This is a genomic window from Streptomyces sp. NPDC007856 (genome assembly GCF_042868225.1).
GTDB lineage: Bacteria > Actinomycetota > Actinomycetes > Streptomycetales > Streptomycetaceae > Streptomyces.
This window is the reverse complement of record NZ_JBIAEC010000040.1, coordinates 16,736-32,984: the sequence shown is the minus strand read 5'-3', so window position 1 is coordinate 32,984 and position 16,249 is coordinate 16,736. Positions and strand designations below refer to the sequence as shown.

At 69.7% G+C, this 16,249-nt stretch carries 13 protein-coding genes, 3 pseudogenes and 1 CRISPR repeat array; of the genes and pseudogenes, 5 read left to right on the top strand and 11 right to left on the bottom strand.

What is annotated here, in order from left to right; genetic code table 11:
* Positions 1-433: pseudogene (locus ACFYOH_RS42455) on the top strand (hypothetical protein); the annotation flags it as partial.
* Positions 434-700: 267 nt separating this feature from the next.
* Here the strand turns inward: ACFYOH_RS42455 and ACFYOH_RS42450 are convergent.
* Positions 701-1,468 carry an SDR family NAD(P)-dependent oxidoreductase gene (locus ACFYOH_RS42450; protein ID WP_388637096.1) on the bottom strand — a complete coding sequence of 256 codons (768 nt, stop codon included), beginning with the start codon at positions 1,466-1,468 and terminating at the stop codon, positions 701-703.
* A 409-nt stretch (positions 1,469-1,877) separates the two neighbouring features.
* On the opposite strand from ACFYOH_RS42450, the gene ACFYOH_RS42445 reads away from it, so the two are divergent.
* Genes ACFYOH_RS42445 through ACFYOH_RS42430 form a run of 4 tightly spaced genes read left to right on the top strand, consistent with a single transcriptional unit; the run spans position 1,878 to position 6,326 of the window.
* Positions 1,878-2,039: a hypothetical protein gene (locus ACFYOH_RS42445; RefSeq protein WP_388637093.1), complete on the top strand. Its 162-nt coding sequence runs from the start codon at positions 1,878-1,880 to the stop codon at positions 2,037-2,039.
* On the top strand, positions 2,036-3,784 hold the full coding sequence (locus ACFYOH_RS42440) for a hypothetical protein (protein WP_388637091.1): 1,749 nt from the start codon (positions 2,036-2,038) through the stop codon (positions 3,782-3,784). Before ACFYOH_RS42445 ends, ACFYOH_RS42440 begins: the two co-directional genes overlap by 4 nt.
* Positions 3,781-5,907 carry an integrase gene (locus ACFYOH_RS42435; RefSeq protein WP_388637088.1) on the top strand — a complete coding sequence of 709 codons (2,127 nt, stop codon included), beginning with the start codon at positions 3,781-3,783 and terminating at the stop codon, positions 5,905-5,907. The genes ACFYOH_RS42440 and ACFYOH_RS42435 overlap by 4 nt, the downstream gene beginning before the upstream one ends.
* A complete protein-coding gene (locus tag ACFYOH_RS42430) occupies positions 5,904-6,326 on the top strand; it encodes a hypothetical protein (RefSeq protein WP_388637086.1) in 423 nt (140 codons plus the stop codon). Before ACFYOH_RS42435 ends, ACFYOH_RS42430 begins: the two co-directional genes overlap by 4 nt.
* Positions 6,327-6,501: 175 nt before the next feature.
* Here the strand turns inward: ACFYOH_RS42430 and ACFYOH_RS42425 are convergent.
* From ACFYOH_RS42425 to ACFYOH_RS42380, 10 genes and pseudogenes are all read right to left on the bottom strand, one after another.
* Positions 6,502-6,887: pseudogene (locus ACFYOH_RS42425) on the bottom strand (transposase family protein); the annotation flags it as partial.
* Positions 6,888-6,940: 53 nt separating this feature from the next.
* A CRISPR array of direct repeats spans positions 6,941-7,392; the repeat unit is 16 nt; unit sequence TAGAGGTGCTGCGCAC.
* 267 nt (positions 7,393-7,659) lie between these two features.
* Positions 7,660-7,968 carry a CRISPR-associated endonuclease Cas2 gene (gene cas2 / locus ACFYOH_RS42420; RefSeq protein ID WP_388637083.1) on the bottom strand — a complete coding sequence of 103 codons (309 nt, stop codon included), beginning with the start codon at positions 7,966-7,968 and terminating at the stop codon, positions 7,660-7,662.
* The gene (cas1, locus tag ACFYOH_RS42415) at positions 7,965-8,951 is read right to left on the bottom strand and encodes a CRISPR-associated endonuclease Cas1 (protein ID WP_388637100.1); all 987 of its coding nucleotides are present in this window, start codon (positions 8,949-8,951) and stop codon (positions 7,965-7,967) included. The genes cas2 and cas1 overlap by 4 nt, the downstream gene beginning before the upstream one ends.
* A gap of 61 nt (positions 8,952-9,012) precedes the next feature.
* Positions 9,013-9,492, bottom strand: a pseudogene (locus ACFYOH_RS42410) (reverse transcriptase domain-containing protein); the annotation flags it as partial.
* 69 nt (positions 9,493-9,561) lie between these two features.
* Complete coding sequence (locus ACFYOH_RS42405) at positions 9,562-9,828, bottom strand: hypothetical protein (protein WP_388637080.1); 267 nt, start codon at positions 9,826-9,828, stop codon at positions 9,562-9,564.
* Positions 9,821-10,603, bottom strand: coding sequence for a CRISPR system precrRNA processing endoribonuclease RAMP protein Cas6 (gene cas6 / locus ACFYOH_RS42400; protein WP_388637077.1), 783 nt, complete (start codon positions 10,601-10,603; stop codon positions 9,821-9,823). The genes ACFYOH_RS42405 and cas6 overlap by 8 nt, the downstream gene beginning before the upstream one ends.
* 33 nt (positions 10,604-10,636) lie before the next feature.
* Positions 10,637-11,545 (bottom strand): S-4TM family putative pore-forming effector, encoded by a 909-nt coding sequence (locus ACFYOH_RS42395; RefSeq protein WP_388637074.1) that lies wholly within the window; start codon positions 11,543-11,545, stop codon positions 10,637-10,639.
* A 42-nt stretch (positions 11,546-11,587) separates the two neighbouring features.
* Positions 11,588-14,095, bottom strand: coding sequence for a TIGR03986 family CRISPR-associated RAMP protein (locus ACFYOH_RS42390; protein WP_388637071.1), 2,508 nt, complete (start codon positions 14,093-14,095; stop codon positions 11,588-11,590).
* Positions 14,088-14,666 carry a CRISPR-associated protein Csx19 gene (csx19, locus tag ACFYOH_RS42385; RefSeq protein WP_388637068.1) on the bottom strand — a complete coding sequence of 193 codons (579 nt, stop codon included), beginning with the start codon at positions 14,664-14,666 and terminating at the stop codon, positions 14,088-14,090. Before csx19 ends, ACFYOH_RS42390 begins: the two co-directional genes overlap by 8 nt.
* Complete coding sequence (locus ACFYOH_RS42380; RefSeq protein WP_388637065.1) at positions 14,663-16,249, bottom strand: RAMP superfamily CRISPR-associated protein; 1,587 nt, start codon at positions 16,247-16,249, stop codon at positions 14,663-14,665. Before ACFYOH_RS42380 ends, csx19 begins: the two co-directional genes overlap by 4 nt.

Sequence of the window (16,249 nt, the reverse complement as noted above, 5' to 3'; positions counted from 1 at the left end):
GGACCATGCGCTGGAAGGCACCCCTGAACGCGTTCCAGATCGCCTTCGAGGGCCGCCTGACCCCCAGCAACAACTGACACCTCAACTACCAAGATTAGCCGTTAAGTTGACACACCCCCCCGCAGCCGCACCCACCTTGATCGCGTTCTACGACACGATCTCCGAGGCAGCCCTGCCCGACATCGACAACGGGCACTTCATCCACTCACCCGACCACGTGCTCAACGATCTCGCTGAGTACGGCTCCGTGCACGTTGCAGATCACGTTGCCGGCGTCGTGTTCGGAAGCGACGGGGGAGGCAGCCTCCTTGCCGTTGACCCGAGTGGGGCGGTTCATCGGTCCACCACAGCGTCTTGGTTCGACGACTTCGAATTGATCGCCACGAGCCTGATCGACTTCCTCGAACAGCTTCAGCAGGCCGTCGCCGACTGAGCCGACACAAGACTGCCACCCGAGCCTCGCTGACCTGCCCTGGCCCAGACCCTGCGCTACCACAGACTGGCTGTGTCAGTTTCTGGGGGAGTCGTTTCGTCGTGACTTCGGGAGTCGTTTCTCGAGGAGCGGCGTGATCAATGTCAGTGACTTTTAGTGTCGCGCGGGTGCTGTGGAGCCGCCCGCTTGGTCACGATGAGAACCGGAACGTCCCGTTGGGCGGGCAGCGCGCCGCCGAGGCCGACACGGCCTGCGCCGACCTGCGATTCACGTGCTCGGGAACAGGGGCCCGCCCGCCATGAGGCCGCCGTCGACCACGAGAATGTGCCCGGTGACGTAGCTCGCCTTGTCCGAACCCAGGTACTGGACAGCCTCGGCGATCTCCTCCGGGGTGCCTGCCCGGTGCATAGGCAGCACCGAATCGACCGCGTCACGCGCCGTGTCGTCGCCGGTGAACCGCTCGTACATAGCGGTCCGGGTGTAGCCAGGCGCGACCGCATTGACCCGGATACCGTGGGCGGCGCCTTCGAGTGCGGCCGCCTTGGTGATGCCGACGACGGCGTGCTTGCTGCCGACGTACAAGGTCACCCCGGGGTAACCCATCATGCCCAAGGTGGAGCTGACGTTGATGATGCTGCCGCCGCCCTGTTCCCTCATGACCCGGAACTCGTGCTTCAAGCACAGCAGCGTTCCCTTGACATTGGTATCGAAGGTGGCCTGGTAAGCCTCGTCGGTCACCTCGGTGACAGGGCCGGGTGTTCCCTCCGTGCCAGCGTTGTTGACAGCGACATCGATCCGCCCGAACCGCGCGACCGCACGGTCGACGAGGTCCTTCGCATCGGCGTCGAAACGGACGTCGGCACGCACGAACTCCGCCGGGGCGCCGAGGCCGGCCAGCTCCCCGGCAAACTGCTCACCCACGTCCTCGTGGCGGCCGGAGACCACAAGGTTCGCGCCTTGACGTGCGTAAGCCAAGGCGGTGGCGCGGCCGATACCGGTGAGCGCGCCCGTGATGAGTACGACGGGATCAGACACGTCGAGGGTCCTTCCTGCAAACACCCAGGTGAACGACGGGCAAGCGGTTCGGAACCCGCACGACACTGGGTTCCTCTTCGGGCCGGGGCATATCCACCGGTACGCCCGCACGGAAGGTGTCCCAGGCGGACGACAGCCGCATCGGACCCGACCGCCGTATCCATCGAACGGCGGCACTCGATGGCCCGTATGGCCTAGCGACGGCAGCCGGGACAGACGACCCGAGAGCGGTCACGCAGGCGGGAGGCGAACGCCGCAAGCCCCCTGGTGACATCAAAACAAGCTGACATCGCAAACTCGCTCAGCCAGTGACTCCCACGGTCACATCGAAACGACTTCCGCGGCCACGTACAAAGCCAACAGACAGGCATTCGGACAGTTCCAATACCCGACGTCACCATTAGCGCCGGTGGCCGACCTGCAGCTGCGGGCGATGCTGGCTACCGCTGACGACGATCCGGACCAGGCGCCGATGCCGGAGCTGGATCAGGTCTTCGCGCGCATCGCCCGGGAATCCGAGGGCATTCAGGACCTCGACGACCGCCTCGACCCCTTCGGGGGTATGGCGTGAGCCGACGCGGACGCCGGGCATCTCTGCCCCCAGGCGACCACGCCCGCCCCGAGCCCCTGGATCCGGGCGGGCTTGTCGTACGGCACGTCGACCGCAATGGCCGGGTGCGAGCGTACGACTTCGCGACGCTGTCGGTCGCCGAGCCGATGCAGCGCTCCCTCGCCGTGCTGTTTGCCGCGCGATGCGCCCCGAATCGGTGGGGGAGTCACCGCTCGTCGAGACTGATGTTCCAGCTCCTGGAGAAGTTCACCGCGTTTCTATCGGGGCTCGAGCGGCCGCCGCGGGACGTGGAGGAGCTGACCACAGCGCAGGTCAAGCAGTGGCGGCTGAGCCAGGCGGGCACGGCGGGCGGCTACAACGCCATCACCCGGGTCGGCAGCCTGCTGCGGCAGGACGCCCGGCTGGCGAGCGGGCCCGTTGTGGACGAGCTGGCCGTGCGCAGCCAACGGCCGAAGAGCCAGACTCGGTCCTACAGTGAGGATGAGTTCGGCCGCATCAAGCGGGCGGCGAGGCGTACCTTCCGCGCCGCGTTGCTGCGTATCAACGACAACGCGGCGCACCTGGAGCGGTGGCGGGCGGGCGCCTTCGCTCCGGGCAGCCACGACTTCATCCTCGGCGAGGCGCTCGACTCCCTGGCCCGCACAGGCGACATCCCGCGCCGGGTCAGCGCGAAGGGAGCACGGAATCCGATCTGGCGGTTCCACCGCGTCCTGGGCAACACCAGCCCGGCCGCGACCTGGCAGAGGCTGTTCCTGTCCCGGCTGGAGGCCGCTGCCCTGGGCGTGCTTCTGATGGCCGAGTTCGGCTGGAACCTGTCCGTGATCCACCAGGCCAAGGTCCCCAAGGCCAGCCCCGACCCCGGAGAGGACGGACACCCGACCTACCGCATACCTGTGGTGAAGTACCGGCGCGGCGGCGGCCGCTACTTCGAGACCCGCAACGTCACTGACGTCGGGGCCGGCTCCCCAGGCAGGCTGATCACCGAAGCCCTGCAGGCCACCTGCTTCGCGCGAGCCGTGGTCGAGGACCTCGCGCCCGGCACCGACCTGCTGATCGTGTGGCGCTGGGCACAGGGCGGGCGCGCCATCACGACCTCCGATCACCACCCACCAGTCGGATTCTTCCGTTTTGGCGTGGTCGATAGCGCTGGCAGCGACTGGGCCCGGGCCGAAGGACTGACCGGTTCGCCCTTCCGCCGCGGGCGGCGCACGGTCAATGCGCTGGTGCGGCGCGAGCCGGGGCAGAACAGCCAGGCCACCCATGACCGTGACTACGTGCTGGTCGACCAACGGGTGCAGCAGGAGGCCGCGGACATCATCGCGGCCGGCGCCGAGGACGCCGCCGAGCGTGCTCGCCAGGCAGTCCTGGTCGCCGAACTCCGTGCCAGTCCCGATCCCGACGACCGGGAAACCGCGACCGCGGACTGCCACGACTACGAGCACAGCCCCTTCACCAGGCCGGGCAAGGGCTGTCGTGCCTCGTTCCTGATGTGCCTGGGCTGCACCAACGCCCGAATCCACCCCGGCCACTACCCGCGCCTGGCCCATCTGCACCGGGCGCTGAACCACCTGCGCTCGGCCCAGCCGCCGACGGTGTGGGAGGCCGACTGGGGTGAGGCCCACGCCCGGCTTGAGGACCTCAAGCGCCGCCTCGGCGAGCCGATCTGGGCTCAGGCCCTGGCCCGCGTCACCGACGCCGACCGTAATCTCATCGACTGCCTGCTAACCGGAGTGCTCGACGCGTGACCACCGCAGCCCACCACGATCCCTACATCCTGCCGATGCCCACACCGGACACGCCCGTCGTGCTGCCGCACCGTGTCCTGCCCCTGCATGCGCACATCAACGGCCGCTACGCGGACTGGATCTGGCCATTGGCAGCGCTGACGGAGAACCCCAGCAGCAACAAGGCCAGCATTCGCTGGCGTAAATGCCCCGCAGCCTTCCGGGACGAACTCAGACTCGCCGCCTGGACCATGATCAACGGCGAGTTGCGGCCCACCTTCCTGGCCGAGCGTGCCGCCCGGCTGCGGGCTCGCGTCAGCCTGAGTGACCTGATCGAGGCGGTACGGCAGTGGATGTACTTGGCGGCCTGGCTCGAGGAGCGCGGGCTGGCCTCGCTCGCCCAGTGCACCGCCGCCGTCTGGACCGCCTACAACCAGCACCTGCTCGTCGGCTCCAGCCGGGAGAGGGTGCTGGAGATCCTCGGCACGCTCACCCGTCTGTGGGCGTTCGACCAGCTCTCTGCCCAGCCTGTCGGTATCGCCCGGCCGCCGTGGGACGAATTCGGTGCCGACGACTACCTGCCGGCCGCGTCCTCCGCCGGTGGTGGGGAGAACGCCAGCGAGCCGATCGCGGAAGAGACCACGGGGCCGCTGCTGGTGTGGGCCCTGCGCATGGTCGACGACCTCGCCGACGACATCCTCGCCGGCTTCTCCGACACCCGGCGGCTGGCGGAGACCGGCCGGACCATCCCCAGCACCCCGGCCGGGCAGGCCGCCCTCGATGCATATCTGGATCCGCTCATCGCCGCCCAGGCGCCGCTGCCCGCCGTCCGGCTCAAGGGCCACGACGGGTACGGCTTCGCCCGCTACTACGTCGGCGGTCTTACCGGCGCCTCCCGCCACCAGGTCGCCCTGTACGTCGAGCGCCATGGCCTGGTGGCCGCGGCCGCGCAGCGGCCCGGTCCCTGCCCGCTGCCCACCCCGATCACCGGCCGCATCGCCGGGCGCCGGTGGCGCGAGGCCCTCGACTTCGCCGAGACGCCGGGACTGATCCGGCTGCTGGTCACGGCGTGCTTCATCGTCATCGCCTACCTCACCTGGATGCGCCCGGGCGAGGTGCTCGGGCTGCGCCACGGCTGCTGCCCGGATCCCGAGCCCGATGCCTGCGGCCGCACCAGTCGCCACCTGATCTACGGCCACGAGTACAAGAACGCCACCGACGAGTACGGCAACCACCACTCCGCCGGGCGCAAACGCGACGTTCCCTGGGTGGCCATCACCCCCGTTGTCAACGCCGTCCGCGTGCTGGAGCGCATGGTCGATCCCGGCGAGCTGCTGTTCAGCCACGCCGTGCACGGTGCCATGGCCGGGCCCGGCACCGGATCCCTGCGCTCACCCGCCCTCCGGACCCGGATCGAGGACTTCGTCACCTGGGCCAACGCCGAAGCCGCCCGCCAGGACCTGCCCGGCGAGGTGATCCCGCCCGACCCGCACGGGGCGGTCGGCACAAGGCGCTTCCGCCGCACCCTGGCCTGGCACATCGCCCGCCGCCCGGGCGGGCTGGTCGCTTTGGCCATCCAGTACGGCCATCTGCGCACCGCGCTGGTCTCCGAGGGGTACGCGGCGCGCAGCCGCGACGGCGTTCACGAGCTGATCGACATCGAGACCGTCCGCGCCGTGGCCGACACCGTCGCGGATTTGGGCGAGGACCTGGAGGCCGGTGGAGGCCTCTCCGGTCCGGCGGCCCGGCGCGCCATCAAGGCCGCCGCCCGCGCCCCGCGCTTCGAGGGCACCGTCATCGACGCCACCACCGCCCGCCGCCTACTCGCCAATGACGACGCCCTCATCTACGACAACCCGCAAGCGCTCCTGCTGTGCCACTACAAGCGCGAGCACGCCCTGTGCCACCGCACTGGTGTCCGCGACTCCCCGCGGCTCGATCACTGCATGCCCGGCTGCGGCAACATCGTCCGCACCGACCACCACGCCACATCACTGCGCAGCCGCGCCGACACCCTGGACAAACAGGCCACGCAGGTGCCCCAGCCGATCGGTAAACGACTACGCGACCACGCCGACCGCCTGCGCGGCATCGCCGACACCCACGATCGCACGCGGATCACCCTGAAGGACCCCTCACCGTGAGCGGAGCAGCAGACGAGCGCGACCGCATCCGCGCTGCCATGGATCGCATCTTGACCGGCCGCCCCGAGCGCTCCAACGGAGCCCTGACCGTGGTGGCCCTCGCCCTCGAGGCCGGCGTCCCCCGCAACGCCCTTACGCAGCGCCACCTCGATCTGAAGAACGAGTTCTACGCCAAGGTCAAAGAGCGCGGGCAGCCTACCGACGCCGAGACCCGGCTGCGTAAACAGATCGTACGGCTCAAGGAACTCCGTGAAAAGGACAAAGCCGAACTCGAACAACTCCGCGCCGACGTTCAGGGGCTGGTCCGGGTGGTCAACCAACTGTGCTTGGAAAACCATCAGTTACGCGACGCGTCGTCGTCCCCCGATCCGGTCGCCCGGATCCTTCCCGTCCAGCGCACACCGCCTCAGCACGGGTGACCTTTGAGTGCGGGTTCCGTGCTACCCGCCCTGGCCGCTTGTGACAGCCACTTCCCTCGTCCTTACCGGCCGCTGAGCCGCCGGCCGCGAGCGCGGTGTACATGCTGCTCGGCCTGCTTCACGACGAGGTGGGCAGCGTCATCTCCGGGCTCGCCTCGTCGGTGGCCCCGCGTGCGCGGGTCTCTGGATCGACGATGGCCTGCACGTTTGCTGAGAACCGGTAGTTACGGGGGGAGGTGCCCACGCCGCGGTCACGGACCGGGATGAGGTGCCGTCCACGATCCATATCCCGTCCGGGGCGTCGGCGGAGCGGGAGGCCGGTTCGAGTGCGAGCAGTGGTACCAGGCGCTGGATGACACGGCATACAGTGAAGGAGGAGACGCCGAACAAGGGCCCAGCTGTCGCGTCGTCAACTCCGTGCGGCAGTACACCGCGACTATCACGAGCGGCAACAGCACTCTGCGAGGCCGATCGTGGTCTTTGCCGCTTGTAGAACTGCGTCATCCGCAGCCCCGTGAACATCTCCACCCACATCCGCTCAGCACGTAACACCGCGGTCATACCCAGAAAGTGCCCAACTCACGGCCTTGTGAAACACCCTTTAATACTCCTGTTAGAGGTGCTGCGCACGCTACAAAGAAGAGCCATCCGGTGCTCCGGTGGCGTCGTTTCTATGCCCTGCGGGCGCTAGAGGTGCTGCACACGTGACGTGCTGAGCAGCATGTACTGCGTGTCGCTGGTGTCTCTATGCCCTGCGGGCTTTAGAGGTGCTGCGCACGGCCGTCATGACGAAATGGCTGTTATTCGACGGCGAGCGTTTCTATGCCCTGCGGGCTTTAGAGGTGCTGCGCACGCATGGAAACCGTGACTGGCGAAGGTGCGGCCCGTTTCTATGCCCTGCGGGCTTTAGAGGTGCTGCGCACGCATGACCACGTACTTCGGCATCTTCACGCTCCAGTGGTTTCTATGCCCTGCGGGCTCTAGAGGTGCTGCGCACCATGCTACGAAAGCTGAAACTCCGCCCCTGACGTTTCTATGCCCTGCGGGCTTTAAAGGTGCTGCGCACCTTACCCCATCTGACGGTGTGTTGACCAGCGGCGATGGAGATCGTTGCGTGGGCCTGCCGTTTGGCACGCCATGGAGGCAGTGACCTGGGTCACGTTTCTATTGATCATGTCGTTGACCTGGGACGACGGCTTGCGCGCACCTCGATGGTTTTCCGGCGTGTCGCGTGGGGGCTGTACGTGGTCTATGCGTCGGGGCGAACGGGCAGGTCGGGGCATGGTGTGGCTTGCGGCGGTGGTGTCGGGCGGCGCGGTGAGGGGGCATCGGGTCACACGATCCAGAAGTCGGCGCGTTCTTCGAGGCGGCGGTTGCCGAGGATGGTGATCTCGTTGAGGTCGGGGACGGAGAGCGGGTAGATGCGGATCTGGTCCTCGTCGGGGTCGATGAGTTTCTTGAGGGCGGAGCGGAGGCGGGTGGTGGCGGCCTTGGAGGACAGGGCGACTTCGAAGACGCTGTACTGCACGCGGGGGCCGTGGCCGGAGAGCACGTCGGAGACGTCCTGGCGGGCGGTCGTTGTCGGCGATGTTGTAGGCGACGAGGAAGAAGTAGCGGGGGCGTCGTTGGGACACGGGGTCACCGCCAGGGGAGCGGGGTGTAGGTGTCCTCGCGGCCGTCGAGGACGGCGGCGAGGAGGCGGGCCTGGAGGGTGAGGGCGACGCGGTAGGAGGTCGTGCGGCCGGCCCAGGGGTGGCGGGCGAGGGTGAGCATGCGGCGCTCGTACGCGGCGAGGAAGGTCCTGCGGGCGGCATCGTTCATCCGGCAGCCCTTGCCGCCGGTCTCGTCGACGATGAAGTCGCCGGGGCTGAGTTGCCCGGTGGCGAGGAGGCGGACGACGAGGGAGTCGACGATCACGGGCCGAAACTCCTCGACGAGGTCGAGTGCGAGGCTCGGGCGGCCGCGGTACATCCCGTACAGGAAGTCGTGGGGGTCGAGGCCGGCGATCTCGCAGGCGGCGACGGCGTCATGGGTGAGGATGGTGTAGCCGAAGGAGAGCAGGGCGTTGACCGGGTCGGGTGGCGGACGGCGCTGGCGGTGGGTGAAGCCCCAGGTCTCGCCGAGGATCAGGCCGAAGCAGGTGAAGTACTCGCGGGAGGCCGCGCCCTCGCAGCCCATCAGCTCCAGGTGGGCGGCGGCCGTGGTGGCGCTGGTGCGGGCGGTGATCATACGGGCGGCCGCGGTGGTGACGTCGATGGCGGGGCTGCGGCGGGCGGCGCGCAGCAGCCCGGTGCGCATGTTGGTGATCTTGCCGGTGACGAAGGCCCGGGCGAGGTCGAGGGAGCGGCTGGTCTTTTCGGCGGTGCGGTGCTGGGTGGCCCGGCGTTCCACGTGGTTGCCGGCGGGGCCGGTGAGGCGGCCGAGGTAGCGGCCGAGGTCGTCGAGGAGGACGACGTCGACGCCGTGTTCGAGGGCGCGGTGGAGGAAGGGGGTGCTCATGCCGACACGACCGGCGCACACCACCTGGCGGACGCGCTTGAGGCTGACCGAGAGCAGGGTCTGGTCGCCCTTGGTGACGCGTAGGCGGTCGCCGCGGGTGCGCAGCAGGGAGCCGGGCTCGGTGATGTAGACGGTGCGCCAGTTCGTCGCCGCGCAGGCCGTCCCTCGGGCCGAGGGTGCGGCCGAGGAACTCCACGCCCTCGTCGAAGGAGACGATGCAGGACTTGGCGTCGTTGAGGCGGAGTCCGAGTCCGCGGAGGGTGTCGGCGGCGAGTCGGAGGATGTGTTCGCCCTGGTTTCGGCTGGCGACGGGGATGGCCAGGTCGTCGGCGTAGCGCAGGACGGTGTGTCCGGCGGCGAGCAGGGCGCGGTCGAAGGCGTCGAGGTAGAGGTTGGTGAGTACGGGGGACAGGGCGCTGCCCTGGTACAGGCCCTCGCCGGTGTGGGCCCGCTTGGCGGCGGGGCCGGTGGCGGTGCGGTTGACGAGGCGTTGGACGAGGTGGCAGAGGTACGGGTCGGGGAGGAGTTCGCGGAGGCGGGTGAGGACGGGCTGGCGCGGGATGTCCTCGAAGCAGTCTTCGATGTCGGCGCGGACTACCCAGGCGTGTCCTGCCTCGTCCCGGGCTGTGGCGAGGGCGTGTACGGCGTCCTTGACGCCGAGGCCCTTGCGGTAGGCGAAGCTTCACGGCAGCAGCACCGGATCCACGTACGGATCGATCACCTCGAGTGCCGCCCGTTACACGATCCGGTCGGTCACCTGGGGAACGGCGAGCAGGCGTGTTCCGCCGCTGGGCTTGGGCACCTCGATGGCGGTCACGGGCGACGGTTCGTACGTCCCGGTGCGTAACTGCCGACTGAGGTCGATCAGCCGGTACAGGGCGCCCTGCTCGAACTCGGCGACGTGGCGGCTTTTCTCGCCGTCCTCGAGGTCGTTGTCGCGGACCTCGGCCCAGGCGGCGGCGAGGCGTTCCTCGGAGGCGACCTGGTGGAGCAGCTCACCCATCGGCGGGACCTTCCCCGGGGTTGGTGGCTGAGACCGAGCCGGGCCGCGATGGAGGCGTGCGGTCGGTGAGGGCGGTACGCACGTATCCGAGCCCGTGCGTGGTCTGGGCGCCGACTCCGGCGACGGCCGCGAAGCGGGTCAGGGCGGAGAAGGCCGCAGCGGCTTCGGGGCTGGTGCCGCCGAGGAGGGCCAGGGTGGCCTGGCCCGTGAAGCCGACGCGGTTGCCGCGCGGGAGGGCGACCGGCTGGCTGAGGATGTCGTGCGCGGTGAGCACCACGGCGTCGAGAAGTTCCTTGACCACCGTCTCGGCTATGGGCGCAGGGGCGTACTGGTTCCAGCGGCGCAGCAGGCTTTGGTAGACGAGCTCGGGGTCCGGCAGCGGGATCCACCGTCCGGACCGGGTGAAGAGGGTGGGGCTGAGGAAAGTCAGCTCGGCGCGTCGTGCGGCGGGGGCGCTCAGAAGGGCTTCGTACGGGGCCGGTTGCGGGTCGGCGTGTACGACGGTGAAGAACTGCGAGCCGAGGCGTATCCGGTGGCCGACAAGGACGTCGAGCGGCGGGTGGGTGCGGTCGTCCAGCCAGCCGATGCACAGTTCGGCGATGCCTCGGCGGGGGTCGGCGGCGAGCAGCGGGGAGGTGGAGAACGGCTTGTGCTGGCTGGTGTGGTCGGCGCCTGCGCCCTCGAAGAGAGCGCAGGCGAGGCCGTGCAACTGCGCAGGGGTGGCGTGCCGCGCGGCTTTGGGCGAGTGGAGCCGTACGGTCCATCGAACGGGCATCGGATGGATCCTCGAGGAAGGTGGGGTGACGGGTCAGCCGGCCGCGAGACGGGCGATCTCCTGTCGGATGTCCTCCATCCGGGTCGCGTTCGCGTTCTGAATGTCCTTGTGCATGTACCTGTGGACCCAGGTCGCCACCGGCGGGGTGGAGGTGCGCATCTCGAAGATGGAGTCCTGGACTTCCCGGCAGTCGGACGCGGTGATGGGGCGTCCGGCCGCGTGCCGCTGCCACAGCTCCTGGATGCTTTCTTCCAGGCGCTCCCGGGCCTGTGCGGCGTCCTGGTGCTGGCAGGGCAGTTCGGAGAGGTCGAGCAGGGCTGGAACCAGTGGGACGAAGAGCTTGGCCAGGAAGACGCCCGTCGAGAAGTCCTTGGCTGCCCATACGGCGAGCGCAAGGGCGATGACCACGGCGAAACCGGTCCAGAGGACCTTGGCGTAGGCGCGATGGTTCTTACGGGACCACAGCAGGTTTTGGACCTGGCAGGCCAGGGCGTCGAGGGGCCAGGGGACCTCGGGCACCTTCTCGTACCAGCCGCGGTCCTTGTCGATCGGGCGTGCGCGGACCGCGCTGATGGCGTCCCGGGCCTTCCATCTGGGACCGGCGACGGCAGTGTTCCACTCCAGCCCGAACAGGCCGACGTCGTAGAGTTCCTGGAACTTCGCGCTCCGGGCGTGCAGGCTGCGGTGGAGCGACTTCAGCCAGGTGCGTCCGGCGAACAGCCAGACGACGGCTGCGATCGCGAGCGTGTCGGATCCGTGCGGCCAGAACAGGGCCAGCAGCGGTGCGGCGATGGCCAGGACGATCGTGCCGAAGTTCTGGGCCAGGCGGATCAGGTCGGCGCGGTCGTACGTCCTACGCGCTGCCGCGCGCATGGCGACGAACTCGTCCTCGTCCTGCCGGCGGGGGATCGGGACGTGCTCTTCGACGGTTCCGGTGCTCATGGGTCCCTTCTTCCGTGGGTCGCTGTGGCGCTGCGGCGCCGGTCAGCGACGCCGCCGGTTCTTGCGCTGTTTGTCGGGGTGGATCGGCAGGTACGGGTTGTCCCAGCGCGGCAGGCTTCGGCCCCGGTCGTCGGATTGGGTGCGTCTGCCCTCGTTGGCCACGAACCAGGAGAAGGACGGGCCTTCGGGATCGGGCACGGTGTGCCCGGACTCGTCTTCGTCGAAGGGGCGCGTACGGGGATAGTGGACGGCGAAGCCCTCCTTGCCGGCTGCGGCGGCGAGGAAGGCATGGAGATGCGGTGCTTTCAGGCCGCCGGCCGGGATGTTCATCTCCTCCTCGAAGCAACGGCGAGCTTCCTCGAGGTCGGCCAGGATGTCGTCACGGGACCGGGTGCTCTCCGGCGCCAGGCTGCGGTAGGAGCTGATCCACTGTTCTCCCGTGCGCAGGTCGCATTCCGAGTCGGGATCGAGGTCCAGACGGATGCTGCCGAATCCCAGCGGCTTGCCGTAGCCGAGCCGGTGGTAGTGCCCGTCGGGGAGCTGGAGCAGCCAGAGCAGGGCGCCGAGTTCGACGGTGGAGAGGTTGGTGACGCCGATGGTGAGGGCGAAGGTCGACCCGGGCCGGATCCAGCCGCGCACGGAACGGTTCTGGGTGTCCCGCTGAGATCCGTCGCGGTCGTCGGGGCGCCGGTACTCCTGGGCGCGGCGGGTTTCGGGATCGAGTTGCTGGGTGCGGTCCTCGGTGGGCTTGTCCCAGTAGTCGGCGGGCAGGCCGCGGTGGTGCCAGTAGGCCTTGCGGCCGCGCAGGGCCTGGGTGCGGACGTACATCCTGTTCCGCTCGAGGCCGTCCGGGAGTGGGTTGATGCCGTCCGGCCCGGCCCCGACATAGAAGCGGGCCTGCTGGGGCTTGGGCTGGCCGAGGATGGCGAGGGGAACGCCGTCTGCGCCGAACGTGTCGGTGTGGGCGTCGACTTCGACGACGGGGCCGATGCGCAGCTGGCCCCGGTGTGCTCCCGGGCCTGCGGGAGCAACCCAGCCGAAGACCCGGTCGGCCGGCGAGAGCTGGGTGAGCGCTTGGGCCGGCTTGAGCGAGTCGTGAAGCAGTTCCTCGGGCGGGAGGTCGAAGAGACTGCGGGAGATTATGACCGGGTAGAGGCCGAGAACGGTCCGGCGGTCTTTGGCGAGGTGTGCGTGGCAGAGGGTTCCGGGCGCGAGCGTGTCGTAGGAGCGCTGGTACTGGTGAGGGCTCCAGGCGGTGGCTCCCGGGTCGTCGCCCAGGTAGTCGTCGGGCTGCGCGTACCTGCCGGAGTGTGCCTTCCCGCCCGAGGGCTTCTCGCGCTCGTGGATCTCCGCGTGGCTGTGGGCAGCGCGGTAATTGCGGATCGTGGCGTTCCACTGGGCGTCACGTGCGGGGGTCAGCGGGACCTCGACGACGTCCTCTTCATCGGTGAAGAAGACGCGTTCGTCGTGCTTCTTGTTGATGTTCTGGTTCGTCACGCAGACCCAGCCGCGGATCTGCTTCTGCTCGCCGGTGGGCTCGTGCCAGGAGTTCCAGGGCGTTCGCGGCATCTCGGGTGCCGGTTCGACAGGCCGGGGAAGGTGCTCGCCCTCACGGGCGATCACGCGGACCCGCCAGAACTGGAAGTCGGCCTGGTGCTCTTTCTTGTCCCTGTTCCAGCGGTGGTGCTGGATCCGTTCCACCCATGCGACGACGCGGTCTGCGTGCTGCGGAAGCTCGCCGTTGCTGTAGGAGACGGCGAAGCCGCCCTTGGGGTCTGCGGAGTAGCGCGGCAGCCAGGCTGCGTGCAGCAACGGGTTTCTGCCCGCCTGCCCGCCCAGGGGAGTGTCTCCCGGCAGCAGGGTGATCGCCGTGCGGTCGTCGCTGATTCTGGCGGGAACCATGTGCCGGCTTGCGTCGGCACCCATCCGGTGGGCGAGCCGTTCGTCGTGGCCATTGAAGACGCCCAGACGGGAGTTGGTCACCGCCTCGTAGGCGGCGCGGAGCATGCCCTTGATCGACGTGGCCGGCAGGTGGACCCGTCCGTTCCGCTCGAGGAGGGGGAAGGTGGCGTGGCTGCTGCCGTCCCTGCCTGCTCGCGCGGCACGGGAGGGGTCCAGGAGCAGCAGGGGGGTGGCAACGGTGAGCCGCACCGGAAGCCGGCCGGTCCACCGGTCCTCGTGCAGGCGGTCGTGGCCCACGGGCGCGGCGTCGGCGAGGTCGCCGACGGCCTGACTGCGCGGGGTGGCGGGCAGGAAAGTGTAGGGGTTGATGAATTCGTTGCTGTCGACCGGCTTCGGCTTGGCCTCAGCCTTGGCCTTGACCTGGGCGGCTGTTCCCCTCGGGCGGACGTCCCGGGGCTTGCTGCCGCTCCAGGTGAAGTCCACCGGCATGCCGTCGAGTTCCGGGACGGGCCGGTCCTGCAGGGCCGGGGAGAGGTCGTGCGGGGGCCTGACCCGGCGTCGGCGGCCGCCTTCCTCGGCGACCAGGACGAACAGTTTTCGCTGGGCCTCGTCCCAGGACAGGACGCCGGTGCGGGGCTCGTCAGGCATGCTTCCTCCTGTCCGGGACGGACTCGGTCGGCTCGATGCCGAGGAGCCGCTCCTCGCTGACATAGGCGTTGCCGTGATCGGGTTCGACGCTGATGTACTCGCGGGCGACCAGGCGCAGCCGGCGGTCGGGCTCCGGGCTGGGGACGGGCACGTGGAGGGTGCCGATCCGGGGGGTGTGCAGGGTGGTCCAGCCCGCCTGGTGCTGCGGCTGGGGGCGGCCCCACAGCAGGTAGTGGGTCTCGAGGGTCTCCTCGGCGGCCAGCGGCGGGACGTCGGCGGCGAAGGTTGCGGGGAGCTTGTCCGCGTCCTCAGACAGCAGCACGGCTCGGCCCCGGGTACCGGAGTCGCAGAGCCACCGCAGTTCCCTGTCCTGGTCGAAGACGCGTGCTTCGAACACGGCCTCCAGCGGGTACGGGTCGGAGTTGCGGGTGCGGCAGGCGCCGTCGGTCACCTGGGCGACGACGTGCTCGTGCGGGGAGGACAGCAGCGCGACGGCGTTGCGGAAGCCGGCCCGGGCCAGGGCGTCGGCCAGGGTGATGCCGTCGTGGGCACGGGCGTGCAGGGTGATCATGCCGTGCTCCCGTCGATGTAGGCGCACCAGCTGGTGGTGAGCTCGCGGGCGGTGTCGCTGGTGAGGTAGTCGTCCAGCTCCACGCCGTCCGGGTGGTCAGGGAGGGTGAGGGTGATGTCGTGCACGGTGATGTCGCCCATGCCGCGGTTGGTGGCGTAGCCGACGGGGATGCGGCCGGCCTTGAGGTCGCGCAGCACCAGCAGGAGCAGTGCCTGCGCCGGCTCGTCGATGTCCGCGTGGTGGTGGGCGAGGCGGCCGAGGTCGACGGTGAGGTTGATCGGGTCCCAGGTCACGCCGTGGGGTTCGAGGACGCTGTACAGCCGTTTGTCGGCGGCGCCGCCGGTCCAGCGGTCGATGGCCACGTGGTCGGCCCGCTCGAGATTGTGCTTGCGCAGCTCGACCAGGGCCAGGGGTGTGGCGTCGGCGTCCTTCGCCGCCGGCTCGTACACGGCCTCCCACGTTGTGGCGGTGACGGGATCGGTGGCGTAGCAGTCGTCGACGGTGACGGTGCCGATGCCGCGCGGGTCGTCCGGCTTGCCGAGCGGGGCTGCGCCGAAGAGCGCGCGGACCGCGTCGAGCTGGTCGAGCTGCTGGCGGAAGGCGGCGCTGCGGTCGGTCGCGGGGGCGTCGTGGGCGGCTGCCGGGGCGTCACGCCGGAGGACGGTGCGTTCGATCCGCTCGGCGCGGGAGCGCAGAACGCCCTTGAGGGAGGTGCCGGGCAGGACGAGGGCGACCTTGCCGGGCTCGACGGCGGAGGCGAGCGGGATGGCGTCGACCATGAAGCCGTCTACGGCCGAGCGGACCATGACCGGCGCTGCCGGACTCCAGGTGATCTTCACGGACATGGTCTGCCGCGCGGGTGGGGACGCCTTCTTCCACTCCTCGGAATCCCACGGGGTGGCTGCGCCGCCGAGGGCGGCGAGCAGCCCGGCCGCGCTGCCGAAGTCCTCTTCCCGTACCTCGGTGTGCTCGTCGGCCAGTTCCAGGTGACCGAGGCCGCGGGTCCTCGCGGCGCCGACCCGCAGGCCGCCGTCGTGCAGCAGCCGCAGCAGCCGTTCGAGCTGCTCCCGGTCGTCCTCGAGGGTGCGCTCGGTCGCGTTCAGGTCGAGTTCGAACCGCAGGTATGAGCCCTTGGGCACGACGGTGCGGGCGTGGAGGAACCCGTGGGCCGCGACGCCGCCGCGCCGGTCGATGCCGACGGAGAACCGCGTCTCCAGCCGGGCCGGGTCCAGCGCCTCGCTCGGCAGGTCGTCCTCGTCCAGGCCGGTGCCTGCGGTGATCAGCGCGTCGCGGACCACGATCCGGCTGACGGTGCCGTCCTTGCTCCTGGACTCGGCGTAGCCCCACAGGTCGTTGGCGGTCTTGCCGCGGGGCCCGGTGGCCTGGTCCGGTCCGGGATGGAGCAGGCTGCGCAGGGCCCCGGCCAGGCTGGTCCCGGGCACGTACGGGCGGCCTCGGCCGTCCAGCGCGGCGGACAGCGCCGCGTTGGGGTCCTGGCCAGCGCCGCCGACGTGCAGCGGGCTGACGGCGTGCAGCCAGCCGCGGACCCGGAGCCGGGCTGTCATCGCTCGCGTGGTCGTCAT